This window comes from Rhizobium sp. FKL33, assembly GCF_005222915.1.
Lineage (GTDB): Bacteria > Pseudomonadota > Alphaproteobacteria > Rhizobiales > Rhizobiaceae > Rhizobium_E.
This window is the reverse complement of the sequence record NZ_STFX01000028.1, coordinates 48,254-69,647: the sequence shown is the minus strand read 5'-3', so window position 1 is coordinate 69,647 and position 21,394 is coordinate 48,254. Positions and strand designations below refer to the sequence as shown.

The following is a 21,394-nucleotide window of genomic DNA, read 5'->3' as shown; positions in this document are numbered from 1 at the left end:
TGCGCCACAAAAATCAGCTTCGGCCGAACAGCCGTTCGATGTCGGCGAGCTTCAATTCGATATAGGTCGGGCGGCCGTGATTGCACTGGCCGGAGCCCGGCGTCGCCTCCATCTGCCTTAGAAGCGCGTTCATTTCCTCGACCCTGAGGCGGCGGCCGGAACGCACCGAGCCGTGGCAGGCCATGGTGGCGGCGACATGTTCGAGCCGCGCATGCAGGCCGCGGGACGTATCCCATTCGCCGATTTCGTCGACGAGATCCTTCACCAGCCCCTGAATGTCTGTTTCGCCCAGCATTGCCGGCGTCTCGCGGATCAGGATCGCGCCGGGGCCGAAGCGTTCGTAGACGAGGCCGAGGCGTTTGAGGTCGTCTGCATGCTCCATAAGCCGGTCGCAGTCCTCTTCCGGCAGGTCGACGATCTCCGGGATCAACAGCGCCTGGGTCGGCAGGTCGCGATCGCGCAACGCCTTGCGCATGTCCTCGAATACAAGCCGTTCATGCGCGGCATGCTGGTCGACGATGACGACGCCGTTTTCCGTCTGCGCCACGATATAGTTTTCATGCAGTTGCGCCCGCGCCGCGCCGAGCGGATGGCGCGTCAGGTCCGGTTGGCTCGTCTCGGCGGCATTCATAGCGGGCGCTTCTGAGCGGGCGGAAGGCGTTGCAAAATCGGCAAACCCCTGCTGGCGAAGCGGGGAGGCCGCCGATTGTTCGGCGAAGCCCATCGGCTCGAAAGGCCGCGACGGTGATTGCGCCGCCGTCCAGTTCTGCGCGGGCGGCGCGCGATAGCCCGAGAAACCGGGACGGAAAGCGTCCATCATCGACCGCGTCGCGGTCGTGGAGGAGCGGTCGCCTTCGCGCAGCAACGCCTGCCGGATTGCCCCGACGATCAGCCCGCGCACCAGGCCCGGATCGCGGAACCGCACGTCGGATTTGGCCGGATGCACGTTGACGTCGACCAGCGCCGGATCGAGTTCGATATCCAGCACCGCCGCCGGATAACGGCCCGATGGCACCGTTTCGGCATAGGCGCCGCGCAGCGCCGAAATGATCAGCTTGTCGTTGACGGGGCGGCCATTGACGAAGGCGAATTGGTGGGCGCTGTTGCCGCGATGGAAAGTCGGCACGCCGGCGTAACCGGACAGGCGAACGCCTTCGCGCTCGGCGTCGATCTCGATGGCGTTGTCTTCGAAATCCTTGCCGATCACCTGGGCGATGCGCGCCAGCTTGTCGCCCGGCGTCGCCGGAAATTCGAGCAGCGACCGGTCGGTCCCCGACAGTGTGAAGCGGATATGCGGGAAGGCGATCGCCATGCGCCGGACCACTTCGGTGATCGCGCCGGCCTCGGCCTTCTCCGTTTTCAGAAATTTCAACCGCGCCGGCGTGGCGAAGAACAGGTCGCGCACCTCCACCACCGTGCCGGCATTGGCCGCCTTGGGGCGGATGTCCGACATCTTGCCGCCATGGACAGTGATTTCGAAGGCGTCGGCGGCGTCTTTCAACCGCGAGACGATCGACAGTTTGGCCACCGAGCCGATCGATGGCAGGGCTTCGCCGCGAAAGCCGAGCGTGCGGATATCCTCGAGCCCGCGCTCGAGCTTGGAGGTGCAGTGCCGGCGCACCGCCAGCGCCAGATCCTCCGGCCCCATGCCCGAGCCATTGTCGATGATCCTCAGCAGCGACTTGCCGCCGCCGCTGGTGGCGATCTCGATACGGGACGCGCCGGCGTCGATGGCGTTTTCGATCAGTTCCTTGGCGGCGCTGGCGGGGCGTTCGATCACCTCGCCGGCGGCGATCTGGTTGATCAGCGTTTCTGGCAGGAGCTTGATGGTCATGGCCCCTTTTCCCGGATTCGCGCCTCTCGCGAAAGCAAATTCCTATTCGGCCGCGTCTTTTTGCCGGATCGGGATGCGCATCAGATTGGCCCTGAGGGCTGCTGGCTTCACCGGCTTGTTGAGAAGCACTGCGCCGAGCCTGTCCGCCGCCGCCCGCACTTCGGCGGTCCGGTCGGCGGTGACGAGTATGGCGGGCAGATCCGGCAGCCGCGCCCTGACCGCCTCGATCGCCTCGATGCCTGTGGCGTCGTCGAGATGATAATCGGCGATGACCAGGTCGACGCTTGCTCCGGGTCGCGAGAGAAACTCTTCCGCTTCCGTCCGTCCCGCTGCCTTGACGACGCGCGCGCCCCAGCCTTCCAGCAAGAGCCCCATGCCGTCGAGGATCGCCGGTTCGTTGTCGATGCAGAGAATGGCGAGATGGTCGAGCCGCGCGAGCCCAGGCTGCGACCCGTCGCTGGCGGCGGCGTTCTTCGTCTCCGGCATCTGTTCGCTGAGCGGCAGCCGCACCCGGAACACCGTGCCCTTGCCGGGCGTCGACTGGAGTTCAACGGGATGATTGAGCACCCGCCCGATCCGGTCGACGATCGAGAGACCTAGCCCCAATCCAGAGGCGGTGCGGGCCCCTTCGTCGAGCCGGGCGAATTCCTTGAACACAGTGCGGAATTTCGATTTCGGGATGCCGATGCCGGTGTCATGCACTTCGATCCACACTTCCTGCCCGCGCTTGCGCGCGCCCACCAGCACGCGGCCCGTAACGGTGTATTTGATGGCGTTGGAGACGAGGTTCTGCACCAGGCGGCGCAGCAGCATGCCATCAGAGGTGACTTTCAGCGAGGTCGGCAGGAAAGTGAGTTTCAGCCCGCGCGCCTGGGCGAGCGGCTGGTAGTCCGTCTCGATGCGCTTCAGGAAGGGCGCGAGCGGCAGCGCCGTCATGCGCGGCTTCATCGCCCCGGTGTCGAGCCGGGAAATGTCGAGCACGGCGCCGAGAATCGATTCGACCGATTCCAATGCGGAATCGATGTTGAGGACGAGGTCGCTGTTGGGCGAATGGCCGAGCCGCTCCACCAGCGTCGAGGAATAGAGCCGCGCCGCGTTCAGCGGCTGCAGAATGTCGTGGCCTGCGGCGGCGAAGAAGCGGGTCTTGCCGAGATTGGCCTCTTCGGCGGCGGCGCGGGCTTCGGCGAGCTGCTGGTTGACCGTGGTCAGTTCCTGGGTGCGGGCGCTCACCCGCGCCTCCAGTGTCTCGTTGGCGACTTCGAGTTCGCGCGCCGCCTTTACTTGCGCCGTGATGTCGGTGACGGTGGTGACGATGCCGCGATCCGGCATGGCGTTGGATCGGAGTTCGACAATGCGGGTGCCCTGATCGAGGTGCAGCACGAAGCTGGTTTCCGGCGTCAGGATCGTCTCCATCACGTCAACCTCGCTGCCCGAAGCGATGTCGCCGCGTTCGGAGAGTTGCGCGACGATGGCCGAGAGCGGAAAGCCCACCTGGCCCACGCTCTCAGGCAGATCGAGCAGCGCCCGGAAGCGTCTGTTCCAGATCGACAGGCGATTTTCCGCGTCGAACACCGCCACGCCCTGATCCATCTGGGCGAGGGCAGTCTGCAGCACGCCCTGGTTATACTCGATGGCCTCAGAGGCCTGATCAAGCAGAAGCGCCGTGTCGTCCGGCTGTGCGTCATGGCGGCGCATGGTCAGCGTCATCACCAGTCGCGCCGACGACGAGCCGATCGCCGACCCCAGCAATTGTTCGGTGAAATTCAAGAGATCGGCGTCCGCCACCTGCCGCGGATCGAGCGGTTTGCCGCGCCGCGCCTCGAAATTGGCGAAGGAGCGCTGCATCCGTTCTTCGCCGAGATAGCGGCCGATGACAGTCTTGAGGTCGCCGACCGTCAGGCCCGTGCGCCAGCTGCGCATCAAAAGCCGCGGATTTTCCGACTGCGGAATATAGACCGCCGCCTGCTGCCGTTCGATCAATTTGGCGTTGCGGCTCATCGAACCGATCACGAAACAGGCGGTGTTGATGATCAGACTGAGCAGGACCGAATTGATGAAGGGATCGCTGCCTGCGCCCGAAAAGAACTTCGACGACGGCAGAAGCGCGTCGAGAATGAGCCCTGCGTCCGGCGATGTGTCCGTGCCGCCGAGCGAGGGTATGAACAGGAGCCAGGCCCAGACCATGAAGCCTGACGTGATCCCGGCGATGGCGCCCCGCGCATTGGCGCGCCGCCAGAACAGCCCGCCCAGCATGGCCGGCGCCAACTGCCCGATTGCGGCGAAGGCGATGAGGCCGATCGAGGCAAGCCCGTTGGAGGCCCCGGCCGCCCGATAATAGAGATAGCCGAGCAGCATCACGCCGAAGATCGATCCGCGCCGCACCATCAGCACCAACCGGCCGAGATCCGCAGTCGTGTCGCTCGGCGCGCCGACCAGATTGCGCCGGAGCAGAACCGGCAGCACGATGTCGTTGGAGATCATGATGGCCAGCGCCACCGAGGCGACGATCACCATCGCGGTCGCCGCCGAAAAGCCGCCGATAAAGGCGATCAGCGTGATCGTCTTCAGCCCCGACTGCAGCGGCACGGTCAGCACATAGAGATCGGCGTCGCCGGCGCCATTGAACAGGATGACGCCGCCGAGCGCGATCGGCAGTACGAAGAGATTGATGGCGATCAGGTAAAGCGGGAAAAAAATCGCCGCGAGCTTCAGCTCGCCATGGCTGCGGTTCTCCACTACCGTCACATGGAATTGCCGGGGCAACATCACGATGGCGAAGGCCGAGAGCACGATCAGCGTGATCCAGCGGCCCGGCGGCGTTTGATAGGCGAGCGCCGCGGCGGCTTCGGCGTGCCGTCCTGCGGCTGCGAAGAGATCGCCAGGGCCGTCGAACAGGAAGAAGGCGACAGTCACCCCCACCGTGCCGATGGCGAGCAGCTTGACCAGCGATTCCGTGGCGATGGCCACCATCAAGCCGTTCTGGTGTTCGGTGGCGTCGGCATGGCGGGTTCCGAAGACGACGGCGAACAAGGCAAGCGACAGCGACACCAGAAGCGGCAGGTCGATCAATTGATGGGAGTCGAGCCCGATCGCATAGTCGGATGTATCCACGAGCGCTGCGACGGAGGCTGAGACGGCCTTGAGCTGCAGCGCGATATACGGCACTGCGCCGGCCAGCGCCACCAGCGCCACGATCATGGCGACCACGGGGTTCTTGCCATAGCGGGCGGCGATGAAGTCGGCGATCGAGGTCAGCCGCTCGCGCTTGGCGATCACGGTGATCCGCCGGATCAGCGGCAAGCCGACCGTGAACATCAGCATCGGGCCGATATAGATGCCGAGAAATTCCCATCCGCGCTCGGCGGCCAGCCCGACGCCGCCGAAATAGGTCCAGGAGGTGCAGTAGATCGCGAGACTGAGCGCATAGACGATCGGTCGGCTGCGCTCGGCCGCCTCGGCCCCACGCGCCTTGCGATCGGCGATCCACGCCACCGCGAACAACAGTCCGAGATAGCCGATCGCCGAGCCGAAAATCACCCAGCCTGGAAGCATGCCCTCTCCTTGATGCGCCTCCCGCGCCTTGAGAAGCATAGGCCGAAGCCCGGTCGTGGAAAAGTCATTCCTTCGTCGAGTGGTTCGGACATTCGGCGGTTCGGCTGTCTTGCGGTTAACCGATTATTAGCGTTTACTTTCTCCGGGTGGACAAGCAAGGAGAGGCCCATGTTGAACGAATTCAAGACCTTCATCGCGCGCGGCAATGTGCTCGATCTCGCCGTCGGCGTGATCATCGGCGCTGCCTTCGGCGGCATCGTCAAATCGCTCGTCGAGGATCTGATCATGCCAATAGTTGGTGCGATCACCGGTGGCGGCGTTGATTTTTCAAATTACTTCCTGCCACTGTCGAGCGCCGTGACGGCCACCACGCTTGCTGCCGCCCGTGAACAGGGCAACGTTATTGCCTATGGCAGCTTCATCACCATTCTGATCAACTTCCTTATTGTCGCCTGGATCATTTTCCTGCTCATTAAGGTCGTCAATCGGGCTATGCCGAAGAAGGAAGAGCCTGCCGCGCCGACTGGCCCTTCAGAGGACATCGTGCTGCTGACCGAGATTCGCGATCTCCTGAAATCCAAGTGAGCGTGCTCAGGCGCGGAATGTGTTTGCCGCGTCCAGCGATCGCTTGAGTTCGTCCTTGATGTCGGCCGACATGGCGAGAATGTCGGCCGCTTTCATGAAATCGAGCACGGCGATCTTGCCGACATTCGGGCGTAGAAGAATGTCCGGCTTGCGGATCTTGAGCTTGGCGGCGATGATCGATTGCATCATCAACTGACTTGCGCCGAACAGGCTTTCGATGCGGCGCGGAATCTGCTGGTCTTCGCCGACAGGCGCGCCGACAGGCGCGCCGACCACGTCGACGCCGATGACGATATCGGCGTCGTCGAACAGATAGTCGAAGGGCACGGGATTGTAGATGCCGCCATCGACCATCACCCGTCCCTCCACCATCACCGGCATGAACACGGCGGGAATGGCGGCCGACGCCGCCATGGCTGGATAGAGCGCCCCCTGTTCGATCAGGACCTCGCGCTCTCCGTAATAATCGGTGGCGATGACGCCGAGTGGAATGTTGAGGCCCGAAAAATCCTCCGGCAGTGATTCAGGCAGGAAGGCTTTCAGAATGCGTTCGAGGTTGTACTGACCGACGCGAAAGCCGCCGCCGGAGACGAATTCCTGCAGTGTGGTCGGCCTGAGAGACCAGATGCGGTTCATCACCGCGCGCGGGTCGCCGACCGTCTTCAGCGTGAAGTCGCGGATCTCGGCTCCTGAAAGTCCGGCCGCCATGCCGGCGCCCATGATGGCGCCGATGGAAGAGCCGGTGATGCGCACCGGGCGTATGCCCAGTTCGTCCAGCGCTTCGATGATGTGAATATGGGCCAGTCCCCGCGCGCCGCCGCCGCCGAAGGCGATCGCCACTCTTGGCGCAGAAGTGCCCTGCGTGATCATCTCATCCTCACCGATCGGCAGCGTAGCGATAGAAATGCATCCGTGTGTCGCCGAATTCCCGAACCTCGAGAAAAGCGAAAGGCGCGGGAACGACGGGATCGACGGAGGCCCGCTCTTCGAGAATGGCAAGCGCGCCCGGCTTGAGCCAGCCGCCTGCAGCCGCCGAGGCCATCGACTTCTCGCCCAGACCCTTCTCATAGGGCGGATCGGCGAAGAGGAAGTCGAAGGGATCGATCGTGCCGCTCTGGCCGAGATCGGTCGCGTCGCGCCTGAGAATGCGCGTGCGGCCCTGTAGTCCCAAGGCCTCGATATTGCTGCGGATCAGCCCCCGGCCTTCCACCGACATTTCCACGAACATCGCCTGCGAACAGCCGCGCGACAGGGCTTCCAGTCCCACCGCGCCGGTGCCGGCGAACACGTCCATCACCCGGGCGCCATCGAGCGCCTCGGGATATTTGTGGTTCAGGATGTTGAACAGGCTCTCACGCGTCCGGTCGGTGGTCGGCCGGATGTCGTGGCTTTTCGGGGTCGCGAGCGGCCGCCCGCGAAACTCACCGCCGACGATCCGCACCGCCGCCCCTCACGCCTTTTCCACCCGGTCCGCCCTTGCGGGGGCCGCTTCTGTCGTCGCTGCGGCCTTCGCCCGAGCGCGCGTCAGGCCGACGTCCGCCTGGCTTGCGCGTGTCGTCGCGACGGCTGTCGTCCCGGCGCTTGTCACCTTGGGGCCGATCATTTCTCGGCTTGTCGTCCCTGGGCCTGTCGTCGCGTCGCTTGTCGCCGTCGCGGGCGAAATCAGGCTTGGCTTTACCGAAGGCGCGCTTGGGCGCGTCGCCGCGATCCTGGAAGTCCGGTTTTCCGCCCGGCTTTGCCGAGCGGCTGCGTGGGCGCTCGCCGCCCGCCGCATCGTCGCGTCCGCGACGGGGCGCTCTTGTCTCGCGTTCGTCACGGCCGGCGTCGCCGCGCTCGTCCCGGCGCGCCTTGGCGGCTGCGGGGCGCTTCGGCTTGGACGGCTTCTTTTCGGCGCCGTCCTCCTTGGGCTTGCGCACGCGCAGGATCTGGCGGCCGGCGCGATCGGTGATCACGTCGCCGGAGGCGTCCTTCTCCGCGGGCCGTCCGCCCGGAGCGATCCAGACATTGGCGGTGCGGATCGCGCCCAGCGGCGGACGCTTCGGCTTGTCGTCGCGGCGATCGCCACGGCGGTCGTCATCGCGTCCGCGACGATCCCGATCGCCACCGCGATCCCGATCGCCACCGCGCTCGCCTCTGTCGCGGTCCCCCTTGGCCCAGTCGCCCTTGCCGCGCGCTTCGCTCTTGGCGGGACGCTTGGTGTCGATGCGGGCGAGGTCGCGGTCGCGCCGCTCTTCCCGGCTTTCGCGGCGCGGCCTTTCGGCAGCCTCAGGCTGGTCCGCCTTCTTCTCTTCGGCTGCGGCGTCCTTGGGCAGAGTGTTGATCGGCGCTTCGAAATTGGCGTTGGCTTCGGCGATCAGGCGCGGGCCGAGCTGGTCGCGCAGCGTGCGGCTGCGCACTTCCACCACGTCGCCTTCTTCGAGTTCGCCGAGCTGGAACGGACCATAGGAAATGCGGATCAGGCGGTTGACGTCGAGGCCGAGCGCGCCGAGCACATTCTTGATCTCGCGGTTCTTGCCTTCGCGCAGACCCATGGTGATCCACACATTGTGGCCCTGCTGGCGGTCGAGCGTCGCTTCGATCGCGCCGTAGAACACGCCGTCGACCGCGATGCCGTCTTTCAGGCTGTCGAGCTTGGCCTGGTCGATTGCGCCATAGGCGCGCACGCGATAGCGCCGCAGCCAGCCGGTGGTCGGCAATTCCAGCATCCGGGCCAGGCCGCCGTCATTGGTCAAGAGCAGCAGGCCTTCGGTGTTGATGTCGAGACGGCCGACGGAGATCACCCGCGGCAGGTCTTCCGGCAGATTGTCGAAGACGGTCGGGCGACCCTCGGGGTCGTAATTGGTGGTCACCAACCCGCCGGGCTTGTAATAGATCCACAGCCGCGTCCGCTCGATCGCGCCGATCGGCTGGCCGTCGACCTCGATCTTGTCGTCGGGCGTACAGTTGACGGCGGGCGTGGTCAGCACCTTGCCGTTCAGCGACACCCGGCCCTCGAGGATCATCCGCTCGCAATCGCGGCGCGAGGCGACGCCGGCGCGCGCCATGATCTTTGAGATGCGTTCGCCCTCGCCGGTCACTTCGAGATGAGCAGGGTTCTTGTCCTTGCCGCCGGGGCCCTTGGCCGGTCGCGCGCCCGCGCCCTTGCCCGAGGCGAATTTCCCGCCTTTGTCTGCGCCGGTTTTGGCCCGCATCGGTTTCCGGCCAGCCGGTTTCTTGGTGTCTTTCATCTGTCCTTGCCTTTGTTCTTACGCTCTCCTATCAGGACATCATGCCCGGGTTAAGAGGAAATACCGTGTGAAGCCGGCAAAACCCTTCATGGAGATCGCGCTCGAGGAAGCGCGGGAGGCCGCAAGACGCGGGGAAGTGCCGGTCGGCGCCGTGATTGTCAAGTCGGGCGAGGTCATCTCGCGGGCGGGAAACCGCACCCGCGAGAAAAACGATCCCACCGCGCATGCCGAAATCGAGGCCATCCGCATGGCGTGTCGTGAGGTCGGCGACGAACGGCTGATCGACGCCGATCTCTATGTCACGCTCGAACCCTGCACGCTCTGCGCCGCCGCCATTTCCTTTGCCCGCATTCGTAGGCTGTATTTCGGCGCGGCCGATCCCAAGGGCGGCGCGGTCGACAGCGGCGTGCGCTTCTTTTCCCAGCCGACCTGCCATCACGCCCCCGAGGTCTATTCCGGATTTTCGGAGACGGAAGCCGCTGACCTGCTCAAATCCTTTTTCCGCGATAGGCGCGGCTGATCAGGCGGCCTCGGCTTCGTCCCCGTCATGCATAACCACGCGGTTGCGGCCGCCGGATTTGGCGCGGTAGAGACGGCGGTCGGCGATGCGGTAGTGATCGAGCGCGTCTCCGGGACCTTCGAACACCGTTACGCCGATGCTGAGCGTCGTCTTCACGGACCGGCCCTCATAAACGAGGCCGATCTCCTGCGCAGCCGAGCGGATCTGGTCGGCGATATAGAACGCCTCTTCCTCGTCCGCGCTATCCAGAAAGATGGCGAATTCCTCGCCGCCGACACGGCCCCAGAAATCGAGCGGCCGCAGCGACCGGGAAATGGCGGCGGCGATGCCGCGCAGAGCCTCGTCGCCAGCGAGATGACCATGCGCGTCGTTGATCTTCTTGAAATGGTCGGCGTCGCACAGCAGCAGCGCGGCGCATCCGTCCTTGCGGCAGGCCATTTCGAACATCTGGAGGAAGGTGTCGCGGTTGAGCCCGCCCGTCATGCCGTCGATGCGCGCCTTATGCGCCAAGAGGTCATGGGCGTGGGTGAGTTCCTGGTGCAACCGGTCGAGTTCGGCATGCGCCCGGGCGAGTTCGTCGCGCGCCCGCTGGATCTTTTCCGTCTGCGTGAACTGATAGGCGCTGGCCGGCCAGGCGATGACGAGCGGACATATCAGGCTCATCCAGAACCCGGGGCCGTCCGGCGTGCCGCCCAGCATGGGAACGATCAGGAGGCAAATGGATATCGAGACAATCATCGAAACGATCGACACCGATGTTGCCTTTAGGAATGTTTTCTTGCTGACCTTCATACCCTAGCGTTAGGCGCAGAAAGTTAACAACCTTTTTTACTCCCGGGCGCTGTCGGAAGATTTATAATTTAAGTAAATTTATAATCAAGAAGCAGATCGATCGCCTGCTGCTGAAACAATTAAGCGGCCCGTAGGCCGCTCAACCTCAGTCGAAAACCTGCCACCATTTCTTGCCGCTGCCGGCAATCTCGGCTTCCTTTTTGCGTTCTTTTTCCTTCTTCGACTCGGGCGTGCCGAGATCGGCAAGTTTGGATGGGTCGTCGACGCGACGATATTCCAGTGGCGGATCGCTCATGAAGCGGCGCTGATCGGAATAGCGACCGTCCTGGATCTTGCGAGCTTCGCGGAAGGCCTGCCGCTGCTGCTCCGGCGAAAGCCCCTGGCCATTGGCCGTGGACACCGCGATCGGCGAACGGTAGCTGGAACTGTCGGCATTGGCGTCGGCCTCGGCGCGCAGGCGCTTGCGCAGCTCCTCCGGGCTTTCCACCCATTGCGGATTGTCCTTTGTGGCGATGTTCTTCTCGGGCTCGACGAGCGCATTGACATTGGCCGGCTTCACCAGTTGGCCGCGCGGCTGATAGGCGAGGTCCGGCTGCTTCTGCGGCTTCAGCGAAATCGCATCGCCGAGATCGTCGAACAGCTGTTCATTGGCGGATTTCCCGGTGCCGTAAGTCGGCCCCATGCAGCCCGACGCCGCCAGGCCGATGAGGGAAAGCGCCGCGAATGCGCCAGCCACGCGATACAACTTTGTCATGCCGTCCAAGCCTTTCCGGCGAAAGATGCTCATTCGAAGTGGTGTGGAATAGTCGGTTTAGCGAAAATTCCGGCCATTTTCAGGCAGCTTTTACCGGAGATGGGCGGCGAGCGCAAATGATTCCGATCCGGAATTGCATCCGGTCAATTCTAGCCGCCGAAAGTCCGAACGGAAAACGGCGCCCGAAGGCGCCGTTTGAAGGTGATCAGGCCTTTATCGCGGCCAGTTCCCGGAGCGCCTGCGCATCGCGCGCCGACACATCGGGATATTCGGGATCGGAGCCGACATCGCGGGTGATCTTCCAGGAGCGGGCGCATTTGACGCCTTCCGCCCGCTTGGGCTCCACCGCCACATGGTCGACGTCTTCCGAGCGGAACGCCTCGGCCGGACCTTCGCCTGCGACCAGCGAAATATCCGAGGTGATGCAGATCTCGGCGAAATCCAGTCCTTCCACCGCCGTCATCAGGCTGGCGTCGGCGATGTGGACCACGGGCGCGGCTTCGAGCGACGAGCCGATCCGCTTGTCCTTGCGCTCGATTTCCAGCGCGCCGGTCACGGCGCGGCGCACCGCGCGCACCTTCTTCCACTTCTCGGCCAGCGCCTCGTTCGACCAGTCGGCCGGGATTTCCGGGAACTGTTCGAGATGCACCGATTGAGCCGAGGGATCGCGCGACAGCCAGGCCTCTTCCATGGTGAAGGGCATCATCGGCGCAAACCAGGTGACGAGGCAATCGAACAGCTTGCGGATCACAAACAGCGCCGAGCGCCGCTTCAGGCTCGACGGCGCGTCGCAATAGAGCGTGTCCTTGCGGATGTCGAAATAGAAGGCCGACAATTCGACATTGGCGAAATCAGACAACGAGCGGACGATGCGCTTGAAGTCGAATTCGTCATAGCCCTGGCGCACCACCGCATCGAGTTCGGCGAGGCGATGCAGCATCAGCTTTTCGAGTTCCGGCAGATCGGCGTAAGCAATGTCCTCGCCCTGGTCATGGGCGAGCGTGCCGAGCATCCAGCGGATCGTGTTGCGGATCTTGCGATAGGCGTCGATATTGGTCTGGATGATCGTCTTGCCGAGACGCTGGTCTTCCCAGTAATCGGTGTTCATCACCCAGAGACGCAGGATATCGGCGCCCGACTGGCCCATCACTTCCTGCGGCGTCACGGTGTTGCCGAGCGATTTGGACATCTTGCGGCCGTCCTCAGCCATGGTGAAGCCATGGGTGATGACCGTGTCATAGGGCGCGCGGCCGCGCGTGGCGCAGCTTTCAAGCAGCGAGGAATGGAACCAGCCGCGATGCTGGTCCGAGCCTTCGAGATAGACGTCGGCGGGCCATTTCAGGTCCGGACGGTCTTCAAGCGTGAAGGTGTGGGTCGAGCCCGAGTCGAACCAGACGTCGAGAATGTCGGTGACCATCTGCCAGGTCTCGCCGTCATGGTCCGAACCAAGGAAGCGCTCCTTGGCGCCCTCGGCGAACCAGGCGTCGGCGCCTTCCTCTTCGAAGGCTTCGAGGATGCGGGCGTTGACCGCCTCGTCCTTCAAGACATTGCCGTCCTTGTCGGCGAAGACGCAGATCGGCACGCCCCAGGCGCGTTGGCGCGACAGCACCCAGTCCGGACGCTGCTCGATCATGGCGCGCAGACGGTTCTGGCCGCCGGCGGGGACAAAGCGGGTTTGGTCGATGGCAGCGAGCGCGCGGGAACGCAGCGTTGCGCCATCGCCGAGATCCTTGTCCATATAGACGAACCATTGCGGCGTGTTGCGGAAGATCACCGGCTTCTTGGAGCGCCAGCTATGCGGATAGTCATGCTTGATGCGGCCGCGGGCGAAGAGGTTGTTCGCGGCGATCAGCGCCTCGATGACGCGCTTGTTGGCGTCGCCCTTCTTGCCGTTGTCGTCCATCACCCGCGCCGCGCCGCCTTCGGCCGAGGGGCCGAAACCGGGGGCTTCATCGGTGTAGAAGCCGTCGTCGCCGACCGGGAACGGGATCTTGGTGTCGATGTCGCGCGCCTCGAGCGCCCGCACATTCGCCATCCATGCCTCGAAGTCTTCGCGGCCATGGCTTGGCGCGGTGTGCACGAAGCCCGTGCCGGCGTCGTCGGTGACATGGTCGCCGGCGAGCAGGGGGACCTCAAAATTGTAACCTAGAGATGCGAGAGGGTGGGCACAGGTTATGCCGGCTAAGTCGTCCGCAGTTACATCCATCAGTCTTTTGAATCCGAGCTTCGCTTTCGTGAACGATGCTTCGGCAAGATTGTCAGCGAAGATCAGTTTTTCGCCAACTCTTGGGCCGAAGTCGGCTTCAACCGATGTAACTTCATAGAGACCATATTTGATATTCTTGGAGTAGGAGATCGCTCGATTGCCGGGGATTGTCCAAGGCGTAGTCGTCCAGATCACCACATACGATCCCGCATTCCCGAGATGCCCTCTGAGATCGTCTTTGTGTTTAACACTTTCAGGTTTATCAGGATTAAAACCTAAAGAATGGCTCACCACCGGGAACTTCACCCAGATCGTATCGCTCTCGACTTCAGCATACTCGACCTCAGCCTCGGCAAGCGCCGTGCGCTCGACCACCGACCACATGATCGGCTTGGAGCCGCGATAGAGCTGGCCCGACATGGCGATCTTCAGAAGCTCGCCGGCGATGCGGGCTTCGGAATGATAGTTCATGGTCGTATAGGGATTGTCGAAATCGCCCTCGATGCCCAAGCGGCGGAATTCTTCAGACTGGATATTGATCCAGCCCTGCGCAAACTCGCGGCATTCGCGGCGGAATTCGTTGACCGGGACCTCGTTCTTGTCCTTGCCCTTTTCGCGGTACTTCTCTTCGATCTTCCATTCGATCGGCAGGCCGTGGCAATCCCAGCCCGGCACGTAATTGGCGTCGTAACCGCGCATCTGGAACGAGCGGGTGATGACGTCTTTCAGCACTTTGTTGAGCGCATGGCCGATATGGATGTTGCCATTGGCGTAGGGCGGGCCGTCATGCAGCACGAATTTCTGCCGACCGGCGGCGGAGGCGCGCAGCTGCTTGTAGAGATCCTGCTCCTTCCAGCGCTTGGCGATCTCCGGCTCTTTCTGCGGCAGGCCGGCGCGCATGGGGAAATCCGTCTGCGGAAGATAGAGCGTCGAGGAATAGTCGTTCTTGTCTGCGGTGTCGTTCATCGTCATACCGTCTTATGCGCTCGCGCCCGATCGCGGGGGAGGGGCGGACAGCGCCTGCGAAAAATGGGAACTATCGTGGATTGGAGTGGCGCAAACGCCAAAATCCCGGACCTTTGCGCTCGCCGTTCAGGCTGCAAAGGCCGGGCTAATAATTCGCGATATGATCCAAAGCCGCGCGCGATCCATGATGGGCGCTGTCTTAGGCGGTTTTTTTGGCAAAGGGAAGGGCGGAGGCCGCAAATGTTTGGCGTCTCAGGCTTTCCGCGCCGACGCCATCTCGGCCCATCGTCCCGGCGTCGTTCCATAAGCGCTCCGGAACCAGCGGGTCAGATGCGCTTGGTCGGCGAAACCGGTTTCGGCGGCGACATCGGCGATCGCGGCGCCTTCGCCGAGGCGTTTGCGGGCGGCCTGCAGCCGCCGCATCACCAGAAATCGGTGCGGGCTCGATCCATGCACGCGGCGAAAGGCGCGGGCGATCTGATAGCGGTCGAGCCCGGAAAGACGTTCGAGATCCTCGGATGTCACCTGTTCGAAGGCGTGCTCCACGAGGTAGTCGCGGATGCGCCGCATGTCGGGCGTCGGTTGCCTGCTGCGACCCTTGGCGAGGCCGGCGAGCGCCGCAAGCCGCGCGGCGAGTTCCGCGAGGCATCCGTCGAGCGCGAGCGGATCGATGCCGTTCTCCATGCCGCCGAGCAGCCCTGCGAGCAGGCGCGCCACCACGGGATCGTCGCCGACCGGCTGCTTCAGGAAGGGTAGGGTGCGGATGCCCTCGGGCAACGCGTCGTAAAGTCGGGAGGGTTCGAGATAGAGCATGCGGTAGCGCAGGCCGGCCTCGTCGCCGGCTTGTCCGTCATGCAGTTCATCAGGATGCAGCGCGAGCCACTGGCCGGGCAGGCTCACGCGCCGCTCGCCGCGATAGGCGAAGGCCTGCGCGCCGCTGATCGTCAAGCCCAGCGCATAGCTGTCATGGCGATGCGCCGCATAGGCGAAGCGCGACATCACTACTTCGATCCGTTCCAGCGCCTCGGCGTCGGGCGCGCGGCGGATATGGTCGCCTTCCACGCACAGACGTTCAAGACCCAAGGTCTCGGCCCTTGCTAAGCGCCAGTCTTCATTGCCAGCCAAGGGAGCACCCATGTTCGACACCAAAATCGTTCTGATCCTGCGCGAGGACCTGCCATCCTGGCAAGCGTTGAATGTCGCCGCCTTTCTGATGAGCGGCGTGACGGCGGGCGCGCCCGAGATCATCGGCGAGCCCTATCTCGATCGCGACGGCAGGCGGTTCCTGCCCATCAGCGGCCAGCCGGTGATCGTGCTGGAAGCGGATGGAGAGACGATCCGAAAGGCGGCGGCGCGCATGAAGGAGCAAAACGTGGACGGCGCCGCCTATATCGAAGAGATGTTTTCGACCGGCCACGACGCCGCCAATCGCGCCGTCTTTTCCGAATTCGGTCCCGATAACGCCAGTTTCGTTGGTCTCGGCTTCCGCGCGCCGAAGAAGATCGCCGACAAGATCTCCAAAGGCGCCCGCATGCATCGCTAACCTCGTCTCAATCCAGCCGGGCGAGGATCTGGCGCATCACCATCATGCCGGCGATCATCGCCAACAGGAAGATGTAGACCGAGGCTTCGCCGAGGCCGATCGCCGGAATGGACCCGCCGGGGCAGAAGCCCGCCGCGCCCCAGCCCAAACCGAACAGCGCGGACCCGCCGATCAAGCGGCGATCGATCGTCGTCCTGGCCGGCTGGGCGAATTCCGCGTTGAGGACTGGCGCCTGGCGCGTCCGGAAAATCAGCGCATAGCCGGGAATGGCGACAGCGAGCGCGCCGATCATCACGAAAGCGAGGCTCGGATCCCATGTTCCGAAGAGGTCGAAGAAATTCATCACCTTGGCCGGATTGATCATGCCTGAAATGGCGATGCCCAGACCGAAGATCGCGCCGAAAGCGAGGGCGAGCAGCTCTCTCATCATGCGGCTCCGATCAGATGGCGCAGAATGAAAACGCTCAGAAACGCAGTCGCCATGAAGGTCAAGGTGGCGGCAATCGACCGTTTCGAGAAACGGGCGATGCCGCAAACGCCGTGACCCGAGGGGCACCCCCCGCCGAGCACCACGCCGAGACCGACCACGAAACCGCCTGCGGCCAGCGCCCAAGGCGCGGCGGGCGATTCGAAGGTGATCTCACCGCCGCTCTTCAGCCAAAGGATCGGCGACAGCGCCGCGCCCAATAGAAACGTGGCGCGCCAAGGCCAATCGAACGGCAATGGCGGCAGGACGCCAGCGAGGAGGCCTGTCATTCCGGCGATGCGGCCGTGGAAAGCCATCAACAGCACGGCGGAAAGGCCGATCAGGCCTCCGCCGAACAGCGATTGTACAGGTGTGAAGTCAGTCATCTCTCTTGCCTTGTTTTCTCTCATCCTCGACGATTGCGGGCGGCTTCTTTTCAACTCCCGGCGGCAAGGGCAAATAGGTTGCGCGGTTGAAAAAGTTGCGGGTCCGTTTCTCTGCGTCTGTCAGTGTTCCATCGCGCGAGACGACGAGATTGTATCGGCCGGGGCCGCCGAATTCGTTGGAAAATTTCACCCTGAGACCGAAGGCGTCGAGGGAGAACGGCTTCAACGCATTGATGTCGGCGGCATGGTCGGCAAGATCGCCCCAGCGGGTCTTTTCCGCCAGCAGCGTCAGCATGCGCACTGCTTCCTTGCTGAGCTTGTTGCGCATATCGGGGGTGGCGAAGATGAATTTGACCCGCGCCGACAGAAGTTCGCCGTCCGGCAGCCCCTTGACCATCAGGAAGAAGCTGGATTGCTTGTCCGGCTCGCCATCGGCGTTGAACACCTGCTCGCCCCAGCATTCATAGGTCTTGCTGCTGAACACGCCCGGAGACCAGGCGCTCATGGCGAACCCGGCATCGGCAAAGCCCTTGCACAGCGCCTTGCCGTCAATGCTCAGCCGGCGGAGAAAGCCGCTTTCGGCGTCCTTGATTTCACGCAGGAAAACGATGGGATCGAGCGGGATCGAGAGATTGCGCAGGCGCTTGCTCTTGGGGGAGGCGGGCAAGGCGGGCTTTTCCGTCTCCAGAACCGTCGGCGTGTAGCCGAACGCCCGCATCAAGCGCTTGAGATTGGCCCCGTCCCGCGCAAGCAGCACCGTTGCGCCGATCGCGCCGGCGATGACCGCAAGTATAAACCAGAAAAACAGGTTTCCGCGTCTGCGGCTGGGCGACTTTTCCATCAGGCGCTGAATTCCAAAACGGCTCCACCGACCGCCAGCCTCCATTTAAGGGGCCGACGCTTCGCTGGCAAGGCCGCACCTGATCTGGCGATTGCCCTAAATCATTCCAGAGATTAAGAAACCAGGCCATGTCGCCTTACTCGGGAGAAACGGCCATGACCCACCAGAACGCTGCTCAACGCGCAGACCTTCCGCGCCCTGACGTTAGCATCGACCAGGCGGCGGCGATCTTGCGAGACGCGTATGGTCTGGAGGGGCAAATCGCCGAGCTCGGCAGCCAGCAGGATCGCAATTTCCGCATCCGGACCGCCACCGGCGAGGCTTTCGTGCTGAAGATCTCCCGTGCGGAATATTCCCTGGCCGAACTGGAATCCCAGAACGCCGCCATGCGCGCGCTCGCCTCAAATCAGATCGGCTTCGAAGCGCCGCGCCCGGTGGCCGCGCATTCGGGGAAGGAGATCATCGAACTGACGGTCGGCGATACGCCCTGCCGCGCCCGTTTGCTCACCTATCTCGAAGGCGAGCCGCTGACCCGCCGCAAGCATCTCTCGGAGGTCACCCGCCGCGCCCTCGGCCGCCTCTCGGCGGAGGTGGCGGCGTCGCTCGCCAGTTTCGATCATCCGGGCCTCGATCGCGCCCTGCAATGGGACATGCGCGCCGCCCACAGCGTCACGTTGGCCATGGCGTCGGCCATTCCCGATCCCGCGCGGCGCACGGCTGTGCTGGCGGCCACGGAAGCCGCGGAAGCCCATCTCGCGCCCCTCCGCGACAAGTTGCGCGTGCAAGCCGTGCATCACGACGTGACCGACGACAATGTCGTCGCCCGTATCGGCGATGACGGCCATCCGATCCCCGCCGGCGTGATCGATTTCGGCGACCTCATGCGCGGCTGGGTGGTCGGCGATCTTGCTGTCACCTGCGCGGCGCTGCTGCATCACGCCGATGGCGATCCCTTCTTCATCCTGCCGGCCGTACAGGCGTTTCATGCGACCTATCCCTTGACGGATGGGGAATTGCAGGCGCTCTGGCCTCTGGTCGTGCAGCGCGCCTGTGTTCTCGCAGCCTCCGGCGAGCAGCAATTGGCCGTGGAGCCCGACAACGCCTATGTCGCCGGCAATATCGACCACGAGCGTGAGATTTTGCGCGTGGCCGTCAGTCTCCCGATTGCGGTGATGCAGGCGGCTATTCTCGATGTTCTGGGAAAAACGAATGCCGCGCCCGCGCCGGTCGTGGCGCCGCTGATCGGTGATCTCGATGCGCCCGCGCTGACGCCTCTGCGTCTCGATGCGCTCTCGGAGGCCTATCGTTCCGGCAACTGGCTGGAAGCCGACATCGATCGCCGCTTGCTCAAAGACGCTGCCGTCAGGACTGGCTTTGCGGCGACGCGCTATGGCGAACGCCGCTTGAGCCGCGCGACGCATCATGCTCCGCAAGCGCCGGCCTCGATGGCGCTGGTCGTGGAGCTGGCCGCTCCGGTCGGAACGCGACTTCAAGCGCCCTTCGCGGGCCGGGTGCTGTATACGGACGGCGCGCTGGCGCTGGTCGGGCAGGCCCTGACTGTGTGGCTGACCGGCGCGAATGCACTCGTCGAGGCGGGCGCACTGCTGGACATCGGCGACCAGTTTGCAGCCGTGGGCAAGGAGGGCGTGACCGCCATTCAACTCAGCCGTCTCGGCGAGGAGAGGCCGCCCGCCTTCGTCGCTGATCATCAGGCGAGAGCCTGGATGCAACTCTGCCCGTCGCCGTCCACGCTCCTGGGGATCGATCTCGATGCGCCGGCGCTGGCCAGCGAGGATCTGATGGCGGTGCGGCAGGCGCATTTCGCCAAGCCCCAGAAGAACTATTACCAGAACCCGCCGCAGATCGAGCGCGGCTGGCGCGAGCAGATGTATGGCACAAATGGCCGCGCCTATCTCGACATGGTCAACAATGTCGCCATCCTCGGCCATGGCCACGAGAAGCTCTCGGCGGCGGTCGGGCGGCAATGGAGCCTGCTCAACACCAATTCCCGCTTCCACTATGCCGGGATCGCTGATTTTTCCAAACGGCTCGTCGATCTCGCGCCCGAGGGCCTGGACACGGTCTTCCTCGTCAATTCCGGATCGGAAGCCAATGATCTCGCGCTCAGGCTCGCCTGGGCGCATTCCGGTGCGCGCAACATGCTCAGCCTGCTCGAGGCCTATCACGGCTGGACGGTGGCGTCCGACGCCGTCTCCACCTCGATCGCCGACAACCCGCAGGCGCTGACCACGCGGCCCTCCTGGGTGCACGCCGTCACCTCGCCCAACACCTATCGCGGTCCCTATCGTGGGCCGGATTCCGCTCCCGGCTACGTCACCGAAGTGGAAAAGGCGCTGGCGCGGCTGGAGGAAAAAGGCGAGGCGCTGGCGGGCTTCATTTGCGAAAGCGTCTATGGCAATTCCGGCGGCATTCCCCTGCCCAAAGGTTATCTCAAGGCCGTCTACGAGATGGTCCGCGCCCGGGGCGGCGTGACCATCGCCGATGAGGTGCAGGTCGGTTACGGTCGTCTCGGCCATTACTTCTGGGGCTTCGAGGAGCAGGGCGTCACGCCCGATATCATCACCATCGCCAAGGGAATGGGCAACGGCCATCCGCTCGGCGCCGTGATCACCAGCCGCGCCATCGCCGACAGCCTGGAGAAAGAGGGTTATTTCTTCTCCTCCGCCGGCGGCAGCCCGGTGTCCTGCGTGGTCGGCATGACCGTGCTCGACGCGCTGTTCGAGGAAAAGCTTCAGGACAATGCGCGGCAAGTGGGCGATCATCTCAAGGCCCGGCTGGAGGCGCTCGGCCAGCGTTTCGATCTCGTTGGCGCGGTGCATGGCATGGGCCTCTATCTCGGCCTCGAATTCGTCCGAGACCGCCAGACGCTCGCACCCGCCACGGTGGAGACGGCGCGGATCTGCGACCGCCTGCTCGATCTCGGCGTGATCATGCAACCGACGGGCGATCACCTCAATGTCTTGAAGATCAAGCCGCCGATGTGCCTGTCGAAAGCCAGCGCCGACTATTTCGTCGACATGCTGGCCCGCGTGCTCGACGAAGGCTGGTGACCCCTGATGCCGCGCGCCAATCGTGTGACGCCCTTTGGAAACATCGAAGCGTCCCCGGCGCGCGGGTCTCTGATGGGCAATCGCGGCGATCTGCATGACAGGCAAGGCCGCATCGTCAGGGCCTGGCGCAGCAAGGCGTGGATCAGTTGCACGCTTGAACCCCGGTCGCCGAGTTATCGGGTGATCTTCGATCAACGCGGTCATTACACGCCGCTCTTCTTTCTCGACGAGGCCGTGGCGCTGTCAGCAGGTCATCGTCCCTGCGCGCTTTGCCGCCGCCCGGCCTACAAAGCTTTTCGCGCTGCGCTGGCGGAAGGTCTTGGGGAGGCGGAGCAGACGCTTTCAGCCTCCTGCATCGATCAGATCCTGCATCAGGCGCGGCTCGGGCGAGGCGCCGGGCTACATCTGGAAACACTCGGACACCTGCCCGATGGCGGGTTCGTGCTGCATGGGCGACAGCCGCATCTCCTGTTGCATGGCAAGCTTCACCCTTGGAGCCACGCCGGCTATGGCGCCCCGACTGTCTTCGATCCCGCAACCAGGGTCGATGTGCTGACGCCTCCGCCCATTCTCGCCGCGCTCAAGGCCGGCTTTCGCCCGCTGGTCCAGATTGGCGGCTGACGCGGCGCTTCAAATAAATGAAAACTCCTG

17 protein-coding genes are annotated in these 21,394 nt (G+C 63.9%); 5 read left to right on the top strand and 12 right to left on the bottom strand.

The window, feature by feature from the left end; translation table 11 throughout:
• Positions 1-13: 13 nt before the first annotated feature.
• Positions 14-1,834, bottom strand: a complete 1,821-nt coding sequence (gene mutL, locus E8Q41_RS17370; RefSeq protein ID WP_137156817.1) for a DNA mismatch repair endonuclease MutL — start codon at positions 1,832-1,834, stop codon at positions 14-16.
• A 42-nt stretch (positions 1,835-1,876) separates the two neighbouring features.
• Positions 1,877-5,386, bottom strand: coding sequence for a PAS domain-containing hybrid sensor histidine kinase/response regulator (locus E8Q41_RS17365; RefSeq protein WP_137156816.1), 3,510 nt, complete (start codon positions 5,384-5,386; stop codon positions 1,877-1,879).
• A 168-nt stretch (positions 5,387-5,554) separates the two neighbouring features.
• On the opposite strand from E8Q41_RS17365, the gene mscL reads away from it, so the two are divergent.
• Positions 5,555-5,971, top strand: a complete 417-nt coding sequence (gene mscL, locus E8Q41_RS17360) for a large conductance mechanosensitive channel protein MscL (protein ID WP_137156815.1) — start codon at positions 5,555-5,557, stop codon at positions 5,969-5,971.
• A 6-nt stretch (positions 5,972-5,977) separates the two neighbouring features.
• On the opposite strand, the gene E8Q41_RS17355 is transcribed toward mscL, so the two are convergent.
• Genes E8Q41_RS17355 through E8Q41_RS17345 form a run of 3 tightly spaced genes read right to left on the bottom strand, consistent with a single transcriptional unit; the run spans position 5,978 to position 9,198 of the window.
• Entirely contained in the window at positions 5,978-6,841 is an 864-nt protein-coding gene (locus E8Q41_RS17355; protein WP_137156814.1) for a patatin-like phospholipase family protein, read from the bottom strand.
• A gap of 7 nt (positions 6,842-6,848) precedes the next feature.
• Complete coding sequence (rsmD, locus tag E8Q41_RS17350) at positions 6,849-7,412, bottom strand: 16S rRNA (guanine(966)-N(2))-methyltransferase RsmD (RefSeq protein WP_137156813.1); 564 nt, start codon at positions 7,410-7,412, stop codon at positions 6,849-6,851.
• Positions 7,393-9,198, bottom strand: coding sequence for a pseudouridine synthase (locus tag E8Q41_RS17345; RefSeq protein WP_246660233.1), 1,806 nt, complete (start codon positions 9,196-9,198; stop codon positions 7,393-7,395). The genes rsmD and E8Q41_RS17345 overlap by 20 nt, the downstream gene beginning before the upstream one ends.
• Positions 9,199-9,286: 88 nt before the next feature.
• Between E8Q41_RS17345 and E8Q41_RS17340 the strand changes: the two genes are divergently transcribed.
• Positions 9,287-9,718, top strand: a complete 432-nt coding sequence (locus E8Q41_RS17340) for a nucleoside deaminase (RefSeq protein WP_137156948.1) — start codon at positions 9,287-9,289, stop codon at positions 9,716-9,718.
• Here the strand turns inward: E8Q41_RS17340 and E8Q41_RS17335 are convergent, their stop codons facing one another.
• The 4 genes from E8Q41_RS17335 to E8Q41_RS17320 form a co-directional block, all read right to left on the bottom strand.
• Positions 9,719-10,471, bottom strand: a complete 753-nt coding sequence (locus E8Q41_RS17335; RefSeq protein ID WP_246660232.1) for a GGDEF domain-containing protein — start codon at positions 10,469-10,471, stop codon at positions 9,719-9,721.
• 184 nt (positions 10,472-10,655) lie between these two features.
• On the bottom strand, positions 10,656-11,264 hold the full coding sequence (locus E8Q41_RS17330; RefSeq protein WP_137156811.1) for a hypothetical protein: 609 nt from the start codon (positions 11,262-11,264) through the stop codon (positions 10,656-10,658).
• Between the two features lie 205 nt (positions 11,265-11,469).
• Entirely contained in the window at positions 11,470-14,436 is a 2,967-nt protein-coding gene (gene ileS, locus E8Q41_RS17325) for an isoleucine--tRNA ligase (RefSeq protein WP_137156810.1), read from the bottom strand.
• A gap of 252 nt (positions 14,437-14,688) precedes the next feature.
• Positions 14,689-15,573 carry an AraC family transcriptional regulator gene (locus E8Q41_RS17320; RefSeq protein ID WP_246660231.1) on the bottom strand — a complete coding sequence of 295 codons (885 nt, stop codon included), beginning with the start codon at positions 15,571-15,573 and terminating at the stop codon, positions 14,689-14,691.
• Here E8Q41_RS17320 and E8Q41_RS17315 point away from each other — a divergent pair.
• A complete protein-coding gene (locus tag E8Q41_RS17315; RefSeq protein ID WP_137156809.1) occupies positions 15,572-15,979 on the top strand; it encodes a DUF2000 family protein in 408 nt (135 codons plus the stop codon). The two genes, E8Q41_RS17320 and E8Q41_RS17315, sit on opposite strands and share 2 nt — an antisense overlap.
• A gap of 7 nt (positions 15,980-15,986) precedes the next feature.
• On the opposite strand, the gene E8Q41_RS17310 is transcribed toward E8Q41_RS17315, so the two are convergent.
• The 3 genes from E8Q41_RS17310 to E8Q41_RS17300 are packed head-to-tail and all read right to left on the bottom strand — an operon-like array spanning position 15,987 to position 17,672.
• Positions 15,987-16,409, bottom strand: a complete 423-nt coding sequence (locus E8Q41_RS17310) for a DUF6691 family protein (protein ID WP_348640027.1) — start codon at positions 16,407-16,409, stop codon at positions 15,987-15,989.
• Positions 16,406-16,831: a YeeE/YedE thiosulfate transporter family protein gene (locus E8Q41_RS17305; protein WP_137156807.1), complete on the bottom strand. Its 426-nt coding sequence runs from the start codon at positions 16,829-16,831 to the stop codon at positions 16,406-16,408. The genes E8Q41_RS17310 and E8Q41_RS17305 overlap by 4 nt, the downstream gene beginning before the upstream one ends.
• The gene (locus E8Q41_RS17300) at positions 16,824-17,672 is read right to left on the bottom strand and encodes a DUF6030 family protein (RefSeq protein WP_137156806.1); all 849 of its coding nucleotides are present in this window, start codon (positions 17,670-17,672) and stop codon (positions 16,824-16,826) included. Before E8Q41_RS17300 ends, E8Q41_RS17305 begins: the two co-directional genes overlap by 8 nt.
• Positions 17,673-17,827: 155 nt before the next feature.
• Here E8Q41_RS17300 and E8Q41_RS17295 point away from each other — a divergent pair, with 155 nt between their 5' ends.
• Both E8Q41_RS17295 and E8Q41_RS17290 read left to right on the top strand, forming a co-directional pair.
• Positions 17,828-20,743, top strand: coding sequence for an aminotransferase (locus tag E8Q41_RS17295; protein ID WP_137156805.1), 2,916 nt, complete (start codon positions 17,828-17,830; stop codon positions 20,741-20,743).
• A gap of 6 nt (positions 20,744-20,749) precedes the next feature.
• Positions 20,750-21,364: a hypothetical protein gene (locus tag E8Q41_RS17290; protein WP_137156804.1), complete on the top strand. Its 615-nt coding sequence runs from the start codon at positions 20,750-20,752 to the stop codon at positions 21,362-21,364.
• Positions 21,365-21,394: the final 30 nt, after the last annotated feature.

What these genes read in the sequence shown, in the direction of transcription:
- E8Q41_RS17305 (WP_137156807.1), bottom strand. Translation starts at nt 16,831, where the DNA reads ATGACTGACTTCACACCTGTACAATCGCTGTTCGGCGGAGGCCTGATC.
- mscL (WP_137156815.1), top strand. Translation starts at nt 5,555, where the DNA reads ATGTTGAACGAATTCAAGACCTTCATCGCGCGCGGCAATGTGCTCGAT.
- ileS (WP_137156810.1), bottom strand. Translation starts at nt 14,436, where the DNA reads ATGAACGACACCGCAGACAAGAACGACTATTCCTCGACGCTCTATCTT.
- E8Q41_RS17310 (WP_348640027.1), bottom strand. Translation starts at nt 16,409, where the DNA reads ATGATGAGAGAGCTGCTCGCCCTCGCTTTCGGCGCGATCTTCGGTCTG.
- E8Q41_RS17365 (WP_137156816.1), bottom strand. Translation starts at nt 5,386, where the DNA reads ATGCTTCCAGGCTGGGTGATTTTCGGCTCGGCGATCGGCTATCTCGGA.
- E8Q41_RS17330 (WP_137156811.1), bottom strand. Translation starts at nt 11,264, where the DNA reads ATGACAAAGTTGTATCGCGTGGCTGGCGCATTCGCGGCGCTTTCCCTC.
- E8Q41_RS17355 (WP_137156814.1), bottom strand. Translation starts at nt 6,841, where the DNA reads ATGATCACGCAGGGCACTTCTGCGCCAAGAGTGGCGATCGCCTTCGGC.
- mutL (WP_137156817.1), bottom strand. Translation starts at nt 1,834, where the DNA reads ATGACCATCAAGCTCCTGCCAGAAACGCTGATCAACCAGATCGCCGCC.
- E8Q41_RS17340 (WP_137156948.1), top strand. Translation starts at nt 9,287, where the DNA reads ATGGAGATCGCGCTCGAGGAAGCGCGGGAGGCCGCAAGACGCGGGGAA.
- E8Q41_RS17295 (WP_137156805.1), top strand. Translation starts at nt 17,828, where the DNA reads ATGACCCACCAGAACGCTGCTCAACGCGCAGACCTTCCGCGCCCTGAC.
- E8Q41_RS17290 (WP_137156804.1), top strand. Translation starts at nt 20,750, where the DNA reads ATGCCGCGCGCCAATCGTGTGACGCCCTTTGGAAACATCGAAGCGTCC.
- E8Q41_RS17315 (WP_137156809.1), top strand. Translation starts at nt 15,572, where the DNA reads ATGTTCGACACCAAAATCGTTCTGATCCTGCGCGAGGACCTGCCATCC.
- E8Q41_RS17345 (WP_246660233.1), bottom strand. Translation starts at nt 9,198, where the DNA reads ATGAAAGACACCAAGAAACCGGCTGGCCGGAAACCGATGCGGGCCAAA.
- E8Q41_RS17320 (WP_246660231.1), bottom strand. Translation starts at nt 15,573, where the DNA reads ATGGGTGCTCCCTTGGCTGGCAATGAAGACTGGCGCTTAGCAAGGGCC.
- E8Q41_RS17300 (WP_137156806.1), bottom strand. Translation starts at nt 17,672, where the DNA reads ATGGAAAAGTCGCCCAGCCGCAGACGCGGAAACCTGTTTTTCTGGTTT.